General features: G+C 43.2%; 16 protein-coding genes. 12 read left to right on the forward strand and 4 right to left on the reverse strand.

Going from position 1 to position 14,317, the window contains the following annotated elements:
• Positions 1–3: 3 nt before the first annotated feature.
• The 4 genes from R7E29_RS17495 to R7E29_RS17510 are packed head-to-tail and all read right to left on the reverse strand — an operon-like array spanning position 4 to position 4,164.
• Positions 4–1,284 (reverse strand): NAD(P)/FAD-dependent oxidoreductase, encoded by a 1,281-nt coding sequence (locus R7E29_RS17495; protein WP_054576463.1) that lies wholly within the window; start codon positions 1,282–1,284, stop codon positions 4–6.
• A 37-nt stretch (positions 1,285–1,321) separates the two neighbouring features.
• Complete coding sequence (locus tag R7E29_RS17500; RefSeq protein ID WP_054576462.1) at positions 1,322–2,806, reverse strand: aldehyde dehydrogenase; 1,485 nt, start codon at positions 2,804–2,806, stop codon at positions 1,322–1,324.
• Positions 2,807–2,841: 35 nt separating this feature from the next.
• Positions 2,842–3,399 carry an HTH-type transcriptional regulator PuuR gene (gene puuR, locus R7E29_RS17505; RefSeq protein WP_005377813.1) on the reverse strand — a complete coding sequence of 186 codons (558 nt, stop codon included), beginning with the start codon at positions 3,397–3,399 and terminating at the stop codon, positions 2,842–2,844.
• Positions 3,400–3,417: 18 nt separating this feature from the next.
• Positions 3,418–4,164, reverse strand: coding sequence for a gamma-glutamyl-gamma-aminobutyrate hydrolase family protein (locus R7E29_RS17510; RefSeq protein ID WP_042522527.1), 747 nt, complete (start codon positions 4,162–4,164; stop codon positions 3,418–3,420).
• 340 nt (positions 4,165–4,504) lie between these two features.
• Here R7E29_RS17510 and R7E29_RS17515 point away from each other — a divergent pair, with 340 nt between their 5' ends.
• The 12 genes from R7E29_RS17515 to R7E29_RS17570 all read left to right on the forward strand — a co-directional run bounded on the left by R7E29_RS17515 (position 4,505) and on the right by R7E29_RS17570 (position 14,309).
• Positions 4,505–5,848: a glutamine synthetase family protein gene (locus R7E29_RS17515; RefSeq protein ID WP_017820915.1), complete on the forward strand. Its 1,344-nt coding sequence runs from the start codon at positions 4,505–4,507 to the stop codon at positions 5,846–5,848.
• Positions 5,849–5,866: 18 nt separating this feature from the next.
• Entirely contained in the window at positions 5,867–7,342 is a 1,476-nt protein-coding gene (locus R7E29_RS17520) for a Na+/H+ antiporter NhaC family protein (protein ID WP_054576461.1), read from the forward strand.
• Between the two features lie 249 nt (positions 7,343–7,591).
• A complete protein-coding gene (locus R7E29_RS17525) occupies positions 7,592–8,275 on the forward strand; it encodes a DUF4336 domain-containing protein (RefSeq protein ID WP_017633974.1) in 684 nt (227 codons plus the stop codon).
• Positions 8,276–8,692: 417 nt separating this feature from the next.
• Entirely contained in the window at positions 8,693–9,160 is a 468-nt protein-coding gene (locus R7E29_RS17530) for an Sbal_3080 family lipoprotein (protein ID WP_005385757.1), read from the forward strand.
• A 64-nt stretch (positions 9,161–9,224) separates the two neighbouring features.
• Positions 9,225–9,557: a YnfA family protein gene (locus tag R7E29_RS17535; protein WP_005377819.1), complete on the forward strand. Its 333-nt coding sequence runs from the start codon at positions 9,225–9,227 to the stop codon at positions 9,555–9,557.
• Between the two features lie 141 nt (positions 9,558–9,698).
• Positions 9,699–10,103: a DUF1801 domain-containing protein gene (locus tag R7E29_RS17540; RefSeq protein ID WP_017633973.1), complete on the forward strand. Its 405-nt coding sequence runs from the start codon at positions 9,699–9,701 to the stop codon at positions 10,101–10,103.
• 153 nt (positions 10,104–10,256) lie between these two features.
• Positions 10,257–10,637: a hypothetical protein gene (locus tag R7E29_RS17545; protein WP_025766737.1), complete on the forward strand. Its 381-nt coding sequence runs from the start codon at positions 10,257–10,259 to the stop codon at positions 10,635–10,637.
• Between the two features lie 150 nt (positions 10,638–10,787).
• Positions 10,788–11,288, forward strand: coding sequence for a GNAT family N-acetyltransferase (locus R7E29_RS17550; RefSeq protein ID WP_017633971.1), 501 nt, complete (start codon positions 10,788–10,790; stop codon positions 11,286–11,288).
• A 98-nt stretch (positions 11,289–11,386) separates the two neighbouring features.
• Positions 11,387–11,638 carry a TIGR03643 family protein gene (locus tag R7E29_RS17555; protein WP_005377824.1) on the forward strand — a complete coding sequence of 84 codons (252 nt, stop codon included), beginning with the start codon at positions 11,387–11,389 and terminating at the stop codon, positions 11,636–11,638.
• Between the two features lie 405 nt (positions 11,639–12,043).
• Entirely contained in the window at positions 12,044–12,433 is a 390-nt protein-coding gene (locus tag R7E29_RS17560; RefSeq protein WP_017820912.1) for a lysozyme inhibitor LprI family protein, read from the forward strand.
• A gap of 128 nt (positions 12,434–12,561) precedes the next feature.
• Positions 12,562–13,011: a nuclear transport factor 2 family protein gene (locus tag R7E29_RS17565; protein WP_005377826.1), complete on the forward strand. Its 450-nt coding sequence runs from the start codon at positions 12,562–12,564 to the stop codon at positions 13,009–13,011.
• 899 nt (positions 13,012–13,910) lie between these two features.
• A complete protein-coding gene (locus R7E29_RS17570) occupies positions 13,911–14,309 on the forward strand; it encodes a VOC family protein (RefSeq protein WP_005377827.1) in 399 nt (132 codons plus the stop codon).
• Positions 14,310–14,317 lie beyond the last annotated feature (8 nt).

Genomic DNA, 14,317 nt, shown 5'->3' on the forward strand with positions numbered 1-14,317 from the left:
CTCTTAAATCGCCAGTTTGTCACGTAGGTTGTAGTAAGCCGCACCCATTGCCGTAAACGGAATTTGGAAGTGGCGGCCACCTGGGAAGGAGTAATGTTTCAGTGCAGCAAACGCATCGAAACGTTCAGCGTGTCCGGTCAATGCTTCTGCCAACAACTTGCCTGCTAGATGAGTACACGTTACACCGTGACCGCTGTAGCCTTGGAGGTAGTAAATGTTGTCTGCAAACGAGCCAAATTGCGGCATGCGTGAGTAAGTCAGCAAGAAGTTACCCGTCCAGGTGTAATCGATCTTAATGCCTTTCAATTGTGGGAAGACTTTTTCCATCTTCGGACGGATCAGTGCTTCGATGTTTTCTGGGTCACGTGCGCCGTAAACCACGCCGCCTCCGAACAACAAACGCTTGTCGGCGGTTAAGCGGAAGTAGTCAAGCAAGTAGTTACAGTCCTCAACGCAGTAGTCACTGGTCAGCACTTGTTTTAGCTGCTCATCATCACTCAAAGGCTGAGTCGCCACCACTTGTGTGCCACACGGAATCGCTTTGTTGCTGATGTTTGGTGCCAAACCACCAAGGTAGGCGTTACCTGCCAGTACCACGTACTTGCTCTTCACGCTGCCTTTCGCCGTTTTCACTACTGGGTTGATCCCTTTGTCAATCGACACGACCGCCGACTGCTCAAAGATTTGACCACCTAGAGAAATGAGCGCAGCGGCTTCACCTAATGCCAGTTTCAGTGGGTGAATATGACCACCGCGCATATCCAGCAAACCGCCAGTGTACACTTTCGTACCTACCGCTTGTTCTACCTCTCCTGCGTCAAGCAGAGTCAGTTGGTCGTTGCCGTAACGCTCCCAGTTCTTCTTATGTTCTTCTAGCCCTTTGAGTTGTTTACTGTTCAGTGCCGTGAACAAACCACCTTGCTTGTAATCACAGTTGATGTCGTATTTGTCGATCAGACCACGGATGATATCGCCGCCTTCAAAAATCATATCGCACAGAGCTTTGGCTTGGTTTTGGTCGTAACGGCTTTCAATCACGTCAACATCTCGGCTGTAGCTATTAACGATTTGGCCGCCGTTACGACCAGTTGCCCCAAAGCCCACTTTTGCGCTTTCTAGCACAACAACTTTAAAACCTTTTTCCGCTAGGTGCAGTGCAGAAGAAAGACCAGAGAATCCCGCACCGACTACACACACATCGCACTCGATGTCGTTTTGCAACTGTGGGTATTCCGGCATGTTTGGCACAGAGTGCGCGTAGAACGAATCCGTATGCTTGTTCATAGAACTATTCCTTTATTTATCGTAATCGTCAGCAGTCTTAAGGATGGAGGCGAATCCAAGTGGTTTTGGTTTCGGTGAATTTTTCAATCGCGTGGAGAGACTTGTCTCGACCGTTTCCGCTCATTTTGAATCCACCAAATGGGACCGTCATATCACCTTCGTTGTAGTTGTTAACCCAAACCGAGCCGGCTTGCAGTCGTTTTGCTACGCGATGAACGCGGTTGATATTGCTACTCCAGAGTGCCGCGCCTAAGCCGTACTTCGAGTCGTTGGCAATCTCAATTGCTTGCGCTTCGTCTTTGAATGGAATGACACACAGCACCGGACCAAAAATTTCCTCTTGGGCGACACGCATCTTGTTGTCGACGTTGTCTAAAATGGTTGGGGAAACAAATGCGCCCGGCCCATCGACATCGCCGCCACAACGTACGTTTGCACCTTCTGATTCACCTAACGAGATGTATTCCAATACTTTTGATTTATGATCTTGGTCGATGAGCGCACCCATTGATGAACTTGGGTCCATTGGGTCTTTTGGCGTGAACGCTTTCGACGCTTGAATAACTTTTTCTATAAACTGCTCTTTGATGCTTTCGTGAACAAGCAGGCGGGTTGCCGCGACGCACACCTCACCTTGGTTGTAGAAACACCCTGCGGCGGTTTCTGCTGCTGCGCGGTCTAAATCATCACAATCTTCAAACACGATGTTCGCGTTCTTGCCGCCCGCTTCTGCAAACACGCGCTTTAGGTTGCTCTCACCCGATCTGACCATCAGTTGGCCTGCAATGCGCGTCGAGCCTGTGAAGGCGATGCAGTCTACGTCTTGGTGTTTCGCCAGCGCGTCGCCAGCTTCATGACCAAAACCCGTAACGACTTGGAAAACGCCTGTTGGTAAGCCCGTTTGAGAAGCAAGTTGACCTAGAAATATCGCGGTGAGAGAAGATTTTTCTGACGGTTTTAGAATCACGCTGTTACCAGCGGCTAAAGCAGGACCAAGCTTCCAGCACGCAAGCCAAAGGGGGAAGTTCCACGGTACAACCGCAGCAACCACACCAATTGGTTGATGAGAAATAAAAGCGTGTACATCTTTTTCGGTTGGGGCAACTTCGCCGTATACTTTGTCGATTGCTTCTGCGTACCAGCGTAATGCACTCGCCGCACCAGGGATATCGGTAGAGAAGCTGTGAGAGATAGGCTTACCGGTATCAAGCGTTTCTAGCAGAGCCAATTCTTCTTGGTTTTGATCAATCAAGTCAGCAAACTGTTTAAGCACTGCTTTGCGATAAGCTGGGCTGCTCTCGCTCCACTGACCGGATTGAAATGCTTGGCGAGCGTATGAAACCGCGAGATCAACATCTTCATTTTGGCAACGGGCGATTTCGGTGAATATCTCATCTGTTGCTGGGTTAACTACCGGGATGGTTTGCCCTGTTAAAGCGGCACTGTATTCACCGTTAATGTACGCCCTGTTTTCGATGTTTAGATTGTTTTTTAGTTCAATCCATTGCTCTTGGGTTTTCATACGCTCTCCTTGTGATCACACAAGGCAAGCCCCCACTAAAATGTGGTTGGCGTATGCGCACTTATCATTCGACAAGCCTTGTCTGTGTGATTTGTAAATCGATGGGGCTTCGTCGTATCAATAATGTACGACTCGCCCGCTGTTATGACATGAGATTGCCCTTTATATTCCAGAGTGATTTCACCCTCTAATACGGTGCCAATCTCTTCGCCTTCGTGTTTGATTTCTGCCGCACCAGTGGTTCCATAAGGTGCGTATTCCTCGATCAAGAATCCGATGACTTGATCTTTGTCACCATTCGTTACCAGTTTCATGGACACCGTCTCGCTCCCGATTTCCACAAGATCTGACGGCTTGATGACTACTTTCACTTCATCGTTCGAAGGTTGTTCAAAAGTGAAAAACTCTGATAACGATAAAGAAAATACATTAACGATTTTTTGTAGTGAGCTGACCGACGGGCTCACTTTGCCATTTTCAATGGATGAGATTGCACTGTGGGTAATACCAGCGCGCTCGGCTAGTTCCCTTTGTGACAATCCATGTTTTTTTCGTAACTGAACAATATTTTTACCAATCTCTTGATTGTCCATTCATACAGCTCCAAACGTTTAACGAGAGGTAGCCATCATAAATTCATTGAACAAAATTTGAGAGAAATGATTGGTTTTTGCTTCCCATTCTGGGTGCCACTGCACGCCAACGAAAAATTTTTGATTAGGAAGACTAAATGCTTCTACCAAGCCATCCGGGGCTTTAGCTTCTACTTGTAATAGAGGAGCAAGCTGATCGACGCCTTGGTTGTGTAGTGTGTTCACTTCAAAGAAGGTGGTATTTTCCCAATGATTTTGCGCCAGCCATTGTTCAAATAAGCTCTGCTTTTGAACTAGCACAGCGTGTGCTGGCGCGTATTTTTGTTCGAAATCTTCAACAGGCGCTTCACGATGGTCATTGAAGCCGGAGTCATGAACGGCTGGGTTTAACGAGCCACCAAGTGCGACATTCATCTCTTGAAAGCCGCGGCAAATACCAAGGCACGGAATGTTTTGGTCAACCGCATGACGAATTAACGTGAATGAGAGCTCATCACGAGCTTCATCTTTGTAGCTCTCTTCGTGCGTTGCATTGTATCGATGTGGCGCAACGTTAGAGTGGCTGCCAGGAAAAAGAAAACCATCACATATGTCTAGGATGGTGGTTACGTCATCGACCGACATGTCGGGAGCCAACATAATCGGTAGTCCTCCAAAATCCTTTATGGCGCGAAGGTAAAAGTCGTTGACCGCTTGTATCTGATAGCCACCCAACTCTTTAGCGCAGCTAACCACACCAATGATGGGTTTGTGTGTATCTGCCATGATATGTCCGTGTTCAATTTATTTAACACAAACCCTACAAACCATGTACAAAATTATCAACACAGATAACCATTATTATCGTCACAACGTGATCTGACGCACTTTTTAGGCTTCAAAACTGAATATTTATGCTCATTATATTGAACAAAACAAAACCAACTGTTACAAAATAGTTAACAGAAAGACATAAAAACCAGCCGTTAAACATCAAAAGCACAGTGTAAGTGCATGTTTAAATTAAAAATAACCTGAAAAACAAACAACTCGTTCAGAGTGCTGTAATTTATTTGTTAATTTGGTTATTTCTAATTTCTACTCGTCAGGCTATTTGGAGAAGAAAATGGAATCGTATCTACAGGAAGTACAAAATTTTAAACAAAAATGGCCCGATATTGAATTTATCGATCTCATCTTTACCGATATAAATGCCACCCCAAGAGGAAAACGCATCCCGATAGATGCTCTAGAAAAACTGAATAAAGGTGTTGCCCTCCCCCTTTCGACCATCACCCTAGATACCAAAGGTAACGTCGTTGAAACGGCCGGGTTGGGAGAAGATCTCGGAGAGCCAGATAATCTCTGCTATCCAATCAGCGGCACCTTAATGCCGACGGCAAAAGAACAAGTTGGTCAGCTACTGCTTAGTATGATGGATGAAACCGGGCAGCACCCTAACCCACTGTTCATCCGAAACATTCTCGCTTCTATATTGCAAACACTGCATGCTAAAGACCAATATCCTTGTGTCGCGCTCGAGCTGGAGTTCTATTTAATAGACAAAACCCGCGGCGAAAATGGCGAACCATTAACGGCAATTAACCCCACGAAAAAAACTCGAGAAAAAGATACCGAGGTTTACGACCTTGATGGACTAGATGACTACGCTGATTTCTTGGCCGACCTTAATCGAATTGCATTAGAACAAGGTTTAAACACTTCCGGAGCCCTATCTGAATCGGCACCAGGGCAGTTCGAAATCAACTTCAACCATTCTAAAGATGTACTTCGAGCATGTGATGAAATCATCATCGCAAAACGCTTGATTCGCCAAGTCGCTCATCAGCACGGATTTGACGCCACATTTATGGCGAAACCTTTTAGTGAGCAAGCGGGTAATGGCATGCACATTCACCTCAGCTTGGTTGATACAGATGGTAACAACCACTTTAGCCAGCCAGACGGTCAAGCGAGCGCCTTCTTCTATCAAACCATGGCAGCGATGCTGTCACAAACATCCGATGCCATGGCCCTAATCTGTCCTAACGTTAACTCTTACCGTCGCTTTGTTCCTGGCGCTTACGTCCCAACCAAAGCCGATTGGGGAGAAAACCACCGCGGTGTTGCGTTGCGTGTGCCTATCAGCGATAGCAAAAATCGCCGTATAGAGCATCGTATAGCAGGCGCTGACGTTAACCCATACATTCTCGCTGCAGTAGTACTTTCCGCAGTATTAGCGAGTGAAAGCTACACCAAAGATCAATGTCCACCGACTCTCAGTGATGATGCAATTGAGTTACCTCTGCGTATGTCAGAAGCTCTAGAGCGACTGGAGCACAGTGAGCTAGCTCAATACATCTCAAGAGACTTTATCGATTTGTATCTAGCTTGCAAACAGAGTGAACTCGCAGAATTTGAGCGAGCGATTACTCCATTGGAAATCGACTGGATGTTGCACTCGGCATAAACAAAGGAAATGAACTTTATGACTACGCAGACCAAGGCGCTGGATGCGCCTCTTAAAATCAACTCTCAACACATTATTGTTTCTTTAATCTCGGTTGCGACGTTTGTCTTTTTTACCACAATCGGTTTGAACCATGAGGAAGGCGAAGCCTACGGATGGATGAGTCTTTTACCAACGGCGTTGGTATTGGTCTTTGCGCTGACAACACACCGAACTGTGGAAGCCCTCTTTAGCGGCGCTATTGCCGGTGTTCTTCTGCTTAACCCAACTGAAGCGGTGGAACAGATTGTTGATATTTCCATGAGTGTAATGATGGATGAAACTATCGCCTGGATCATCCTCGTTTGTGGTTTGATGGGCGGCCTAATTGCTATTTTGGAGAAAGGCGGCAGTATCTTAAGCTTCTCCGACATGCTGGTCACGAAAGTAAAAAGCCGTAAGCAATCGATGCTGATGACCTTTGCGTTAGGTATTCTGATCTTTATCGACGATTATTTGAATGCGATTGCAATTTCTTCCTCAATGAAAAAAGTTACGGACGGTTACCAAATCTCGCGTGAAAAGCTCTCATATCTTGTGGATTCAACCGCCGCACCTATCTGTATCCTCGTACCAATTTCCACTTGGGCAATTTTCTTCAGTTCTTTGCTAGAAGCAAACGGAGTAGCAGAAGCGGGAGATGGTATCAAAGCATACATTGAAGCTATTCCATACATGGCTTACGGCTGGGTAACGCTGGTGATTGTTTTGCTGGTTGCAATGGAAAAGGTCCCAGATCTAGGCGCGATGAAAAAGGCAGAAAAGCGTGCGAAGAATGGTCAAGTTCGTCCAGACGGCGCAACAGATGTCGACTTTGGTCCCGATGTATCTGCACATACCAACCCAACCATGGGCCTTGTCAACTTCTTGTTACCAATGATCGTACTTGTTGCCGCAAGTTGGTATTTTGGTATCGATCTACTTGCTGGTGTTTTCGTCGCGTTAATCTTTACTATTAGCTTTTACGGCGCACAAAAACTGATCTCGATGAACGACATGTTCGAAGCTGTTTATGATGGCATTAAAGTTATGCTACTGCCGCTTGCGACCGTTATTGGTGGTTTCATGTTGAAATCGGTCAACGACTCATTGGGCGTCACGCAGTATGTCATTGAGACCGTCAGCCCTTACCTGTCAGCGTCTTACTTCCCTGCGATTATCTTTATGATTACGGGCGCGTTGGTATTTGCAACCGCATCGTCTTGGGGAACGTTTGCAGTAGCGATGCCAATTGTTCTACCTTTGGGCGAACAGCTTGGTGTGCCTCTACACTTAACCGTTGCAGCGCTGCTTTCAGCATCAGCGGCAGGGAGCCACTCTTGTTTCTTTAGTGACTCAACCGTGTTATCTGCACAAGGTTCGGGCTGTACAGCAATGCAACACGCAACCACACAGTTTCCTTATGCGTTGATTGGTATTGTTGCAACCGCGATTTTCTTCTTCATCATCGGTTAGCCCCTTTATCTAATTGCAAAACCCTGCTCAAAAATAGCGGGGTTTTGTTCTATCAAGTCAAATGATCCTCTTAAAACGACTTTACGCCCGTTCAGTATAAAAATACTCAAAGATATACAGCTGCACTCAATAAGGGTTTGGTAAACCTAATATTTTTGGTTTACGCTTAGCGAAGCGTTTATTGTGCAACAAGGCAGCTTTTGAGTAACTTAAATGCCGCCTTAATACAGTGTTAACGGTTGGAGAGACATGAAAAAGTTAGCCCAAGAGATATGGATATTTGATGGAGATCCCGTCCAATTTTTAGGACTCCCATACACCACTCGTATGACTATTGTTAGGCTTTCTGATGGTGGCCTTTGGGTTCATAGTCCAATTCAGTTATCAAATTCGATTAAAGAGCAAATCAACAATCTAGGCCAAGTGAAATACTTAATCGCTCCTAATCATTTACACCACTTGTTCTTATCTGAATGGGTATTTGCCTATCCTAGCGCAGAAGTTTATGGCACAGATGAAGTCATCAAGAAGTGCCGTGATATACACTTTCACGCTTCACTTAACCAAGGCGGTAATGCTTGGAACTCTGAGATTGAACAAGAACTATTTTCTGGCTCTCCATTAATGGAAGAGTGTGTGTTTTATCATCGACTTTCAAAGACCTTAATTGTTACTGACCTCGTCGAGAATTTTTCTGGCCAGGACTTTAACTACTGGCAGCGGTTTGTGGCTAAAGGGGCCGGTATTCTTGCTCCGAATGGAAAAATGCCTTTGGATTGGCGCCTAAGTTTTATGTTTAGCAAACAAGAGGCTCGAAAACACTTAAATAAATTGCTGTCTTGGAAACCTAATATATTGGTTATGGCTCACGGTGAAATCGTCCTTGATAATGCAGACGAGTTCTTACAGCGCTCTTTTAAGTGGCTAGTATGAGACAACATTGAAAACTCACACAACAGAATAGACAAGAAGCTATTTTAAAACATTAGGCCCTTTTAGCTTAGTCTTAGGGACGAATTTACAGCACTACACGTTATGTTTAACGATAAGCTCCCCTATTCCTCTTAATTGAGCATTATGCAGCAATTTAAAATTCCGTTAGAATTGCACTTCAAAAACTTCAATGCGAAGAATTCTGGACATTGATACGGACATAAGTTCAAGAGTTAACATAACGCTATAGCAATCTCTTACTAATAATTTGCTTCGAGACATTCGCATACTCCCGAAACAAACCCTTCTACTCTAAAGGTTTTGTTAATAACAGTTGCCATGCTTGTTAGTTATTCTCGTTGAACTCAGTATCTTGAAGTTGTTTGAATATATAAATTTAAAAAAAAGAGACATAAGATGCACAAAAAACTCATCATTCTAAGCTTGCCTATTCTATTAGCTGCATGTGCAGCACCAAAGTATACGGTAGAAACAATCTCGAAAGAAAATCAGAGCAAGGAAATCACCATCGTAAAAGACAACGCCACGCGAGATGTTTTCTTAGATTCGATGCAAGACTGGTGTTTGGATACCGCCCATAAATGCACAGTCGTAAGCGACGGCACGCCTCCTGTTAGCTCTGAGCTAACACTTACTTACGTATCACGCTGGAGCTGGGATTTTAGAACATTTATCGCTGATGCTCAGATCAAAGCCTACAAAAATAACGAAAAAGTAGGACAAGTTGAATTTAAAGCACCAAACAGCGCGAATCCAGATAAATGGGGTAAAGACAACAAACGAATCATTTCGATGATGGATCTGTTATTCGGTAAACAAACCGTGAGTGAGGCTCAATCCAAGATTAAGCTGGGCGAAATGTAATGAGCCGAACAATTGCCCATTTAACAAGCATCATATATTTGTAGAGAAAGATAGGAATGTTTAAGTGACTGAAGTCAAAACCATTGGGCTTTTCTTTATAACCGCCATTGCAGAAATATTAGGCTGCTACTTACCTTATCTCTGGTTAAAGGAAGATAAGTCAGTTTGGCTTTTGGTACCAGCAGCGCTATGCCTTGCTATGTTTGCTTGGCTTCTATCTTTACATCCTACCGCAACTGGCAGAGTTTATGCTGCTTACGGAGGTGTCTATATTTTTGTCGCAATTCTATGGCTGTGGTGTATCGACGGCGTTCGACCAACGCTCTGGGACATAGTGGGGGTTTCTGTCGCTATGCTTGGCATGTCAATCATCATGTTTTCACCCAGAGCATCCTAAACGTAACCGAGGGAAACCCTTACGCTTAGTATTTTGGCTATGTGCTAGATTTATTGATTAATAACATTATGACGTAATTGCTACATAGCCAAAGTATGCTTGGGCTTCACCCCAAAACAGCGCTATTTATAGGAGATACCAATGAACCATGCAGTGAAGGCAAGATTTGATGAGTATCCAAAACATGTGCGTATTCGGATAGAAGAGCTACGAAATATCGTCTTAACTATCGCTTCTGAATTAAAACTGGGGGAAGTTGAAGAATCTCTAAAATGGGGAGAGCCAAGCTACAGTGTGAAAACAGGTAGCCCGGTAAGGATGGATTGGAAACAGAAAACGCCTAGTCGTTATTATCTGTTCTTTAATTGCCAAACTAAGCTCGTCGACACATTCCGCGAACTGTATAGTGACTCACTTGAGTTTCAGGGTAATCGAGCAATAATTCTATCTTTATCAGCACCTTTGCCAGAAGCTTCAATCAAGACCTGTTTAGAATTAGCATTAACCTATCAAAAGCGAAAGAACTTACCTCTTTTAGGTATGTAAGATCGCTTAATAAAACTATTTACGGCCGATTAACCATATTCAACTACTCTACCTTTGTATCCTTTTTAATGCTTCCGCAGTAAAGTTTTAGATTAAGTGGTCACCTTAATAGCGCCGTAACCAAACTAGTAATATCGAAATAAAGAAGAGTTTATGAAATCAAAAATCTTGTTCTTACTTATGCTTGGAGCTCATTTCAATGCTTTTTCAGCGACGAACTATCAAGTCAATGTGGTAGTAACAGAGCCTCAATCAACATTCATTTTTCCGACTTTTGAAATATCCTCTAAAGGAAAAAGCAAAACCAGTTTTGTCGACGGCTGCGCGTACTTAGGAACCCTTTCAGAACCGAGCAAAAATAGCATACAGCTTGAAGCTACCATGTCATGCAACCGAGATGGCGCTACGTCAAGGATGGAAATGCCGGTATTTGTACTCAACTCCGAGGGTCAAAGCGCGAGTTATGATCTTGTAGAAAACGGGATCGTGATGTGGAAATATTCTGTAGAAGTTAAGCCGTCACTTAAAAAGTGATATATCAGAAATACTAAAGTAACAATCAGCACTATTAACCGCCGCTTAAGTGTAATAGGTATATTCTTTACGACTTAATGACGTTACTTGTTGCCGCAAGTCTCCAACTCATGTACAAAACAGCCCTAATTTTAATAGGAGCTAAGTGGCATGAATTTAATTGTACGTCAGGTAACTTTAGGTGATGCTGAAGGCATTACAAACGTCCTCAACCCCATCATTATTGAAGGTTTATACACTGTATTAGATACGCCTTTCACACCTGAAGAAGAAAAAGAGTTCATTACTCATTTCCCAGAACGGGGCGTGTTTACAGTCGCTTTATCCGAAAATAGCTCACAAGTCATTGGTTTCCAAAATATCGAGCCCTTTGCACAATATACAAAAGCTTTTGACCATGTTGGCATAATTGGTACGTTTGTTAGTGACGGTGCTCGTGGCCAAGGTGTGTCTAAACAGCTTTTCAAATCGACATTCGAAGTAGCCAAACAAAAGGGTTACGAAAAACTATTTGCGTACGTTCGCAGCGATAATGAGCGAGCGTTATCAGCCTATCTCAAACAAGGCTTCGAAATTGTAGGGACCGCGAAGAAGCATGCAAAAGTTCGTGGGAAATACGTAGACGAAGTCCTCATTGAGAAGTTTTTGTAGGTGTTAAGTCGCTAAACACTAAGCACGCATATAAGAACATTTGAACCAAGACTCAATTTCCGTCGTAGAAATCTCTTTTCTAAAATAGGTTATTTGAAATGAAACTGACCTCGGAAACTGAGTCAAGAATAATAGAAATGGCATGGGAAGACCGCACCCCATTTGAGGCTATCGAATTCCAATTTGGTTTGAATGAATCCGACGTGATTCAGTTTATGCGTAGCCGGCTCAAATCAAGTAGCTTTAAATTGTGGCGTAAAAGGGTTTCGGGGCGCAATACAAAACACAACAAGCTACGAAACTCAGACATCATTAGAGGTTATTGCCCAACTCAATATAAGCCGCGATAGCGAACTGCACTTGGCATAAATTTTTATTACGAATCGCAACATTTATCGCCCTACCTTTGAATCAACTCCATGATTGGAGGGGAATAGTCACCACTTAATTCAACCTAGGTGTTTCAGGGCGATAATAAATTCAATGGGAGTCATCTTAACATCCTCAGACGCCATCAAACTAATGATTCCACAGAAAAGATTGACACAAAACGCCCACTAAAAATAACTCAGATTACGGCGTCATTTAACCCGTGTATCAATCTTCTTTGACCTTCTGTTTAGGCACTAGAATCACTAACCTTCTATTTTATCTTTGAAGGCACAGACAAAAAGCTGCATGATTAAAAAGGAAAAATAGCTGATAACGGTTTAACAAGCACTCGGAGCTTGGAGGCAATTTTGAACAAATTACTTATGATATTTGCGTTGGTTTCTTTACCTTGCTTGGCCTCTGATGATGTTGAAGATCCCTGCAAAGTAAAAGGCGGTGGCGTTATGGCTGGTTATCAGTGTGTAGAAAAGAAAATGGAATCTGCAGATAAAGAGCTTAACGAAAGTTACAAGGAAGCAATCGCTAGAATAGGTGAGGAAGAAAAAGCACTAAGGGAAACATGGTCTCAGACCGAACTGGTAGAGCCATTTCGAAAGGCCCAAAGAGCTTGGCTAAAATACAGAGACGCCGAATGTGAGTTTACGGGCCTGTCTTCTACGCCCTCACCCTGGCAAGGTGTCCAGATTGAAGAATGTAAGTTAAGAATGACGTTAGAACGCGTCGAGTACTTCAATGGTGTATACGTAGGCTAAACGGATTACATCTAACAAAGCACTTCAATAAGATTCGCAACTCTTGGCAATTTCAGTTTAAATGTACTCTGTGTTTAAGATGCAAGCGTTCAGGTTATGCGTAAAGCTTATATGGGTGTGAAATAAGTATGGAAAAAGACGATTTAGTTGGGCTAGTAGTTAAGTATTTCGAGAAAATAGATGCCGGTGATCCTAGCTATCTGGATCTATTCTCAGAGGATGTTGATTTTTTCTTTCCTAAATTTGGGCAAGCGAAAGGAAAGAGTGCCTTAGTGGAGTTTGGCAATAGGATTGGTAGCTCGTTGATTAGTATCTGGCACGACATAGACGGCTTTCAAATAACGACTGCTGGAAACAAGGTGATTGTTGAAGGACAGGAAGGCGGCGTAATGAGTGATGGTACCTCTTGGCCGGACAACAAAGTTTCCACAGGGCGTTTTTGTAGTGTATTTGAGTTTGAAGGAAAAATGATAAGTCGTATGTTTGTGTACGTAGATCCTGACTTCCCGAGTCGAGATTTTGAGAGAATTTCCGTGCTGTCAGGCGAGAGCAACGTGCGACAAACTGTTCAAGCCTGAATACTACCGCTACCGCATAGCATCTTTGTTATGCGGTAGTATTCGTAGTTAAGGTGTGTTGAGGGCTTTGATATCACTTTGCTCACACCTTATCAGTGCGTTAGCCACATTCCCTTACTGATAGAAATGCTACTTTCTTCAATCGTCCTGTATTATGATAATGAAAAAGATTGCATTAATTTTAAGATTAAAATGAACCAAAAATTTTTTCTAAAACTACTCCCTGTCCCTTTTCTTCTAACCGCTTGCCAGTCTACGCAAAGCCAGCTACAGCCTATACCTGAAAACGTATTATCAAACCTATCGAGAGGCCATTAACTATTCTTTTTCTACTTGGCTAGTCGATCAGTCCGATATCGATCAGTCTGTAAATGAAGCTCGTGTAGCGTTATCAGAATATCAGTCTCAGAATGATGGTTTAGGAACAACATGTAAGGATTGGCACCTACCCCTAGAATCTGGATTGCGAGAAGTTAACAATCATAAGAATCAAGTGGCGATAGACCAGCAGCGAGCACATGAAATACATAAAGCAAACGCTTCTAAACCTGTAACGTATTCAACACCAGCATCTACTTCGACTAGTAATGTTGTTCACTGTTACAAATTGGAAGACGTTAGCTTGGATAAGAACATTCAAACCTTTAATGGAATGATATGCCCTATAGGCTGGCTTAAATATTATGGCTATTAATGTATTTGATTAATACAGTACTTAAGAATGAACTCTAAGTTTAATTTTTAGTTCAAGATTGGGTTTCTTGTTTACAATGTTATGTTTCCAGTTGGATTACCGTATTCGAATAGATTGACGAAGTTAATCAATATATGTGTATTGATGCTTACTTTTTATCGAGTTATCTTTGTTTGATAGCCATTAAAACGAGTAAGGAAACAAAGTGACTGTGTTAACAAAAGGCATACACCACGTAGGTTTAACCGTATCTAACCTAGAAGCAAGCGCGAAGTTTTTCACTGAACAATTAGGTTGGAGTGAAGTAAAAAGAAATCCAGGCTACCCGGCAATATTTGTGAGTGATGGGCATATCATGCTTACACTATGGGCGGCTAAGGCTGATGCCGCCACTCCATTTGACAGAAAAACGAATATTGGTTTGCATCACTTAGCTTTACTCGTAGAGACTGAGAAGCAACTCTATGAGTTGCGTGATCAATTTATGGCGTCGGGAATCGAAATTGAGTTTGGTCCCGAGCTTGTTAAAACAGGACCCGCAAAACATTTAATGTGTTACGACCCAAGTGGTATTAGGGTTGAGTTTTTCTGGGCGGGCTCATAAAACAAACA

Source organism: Vibrio sp. Vb1729 (genome assembly GCF_033338655.1).
Lineage (GTDB): Bacteria > Pseudomonadota > Gammaproteobacteria > Enterobacterales > Vibrionaceae > Vibrio > Vibrio alginolyticus.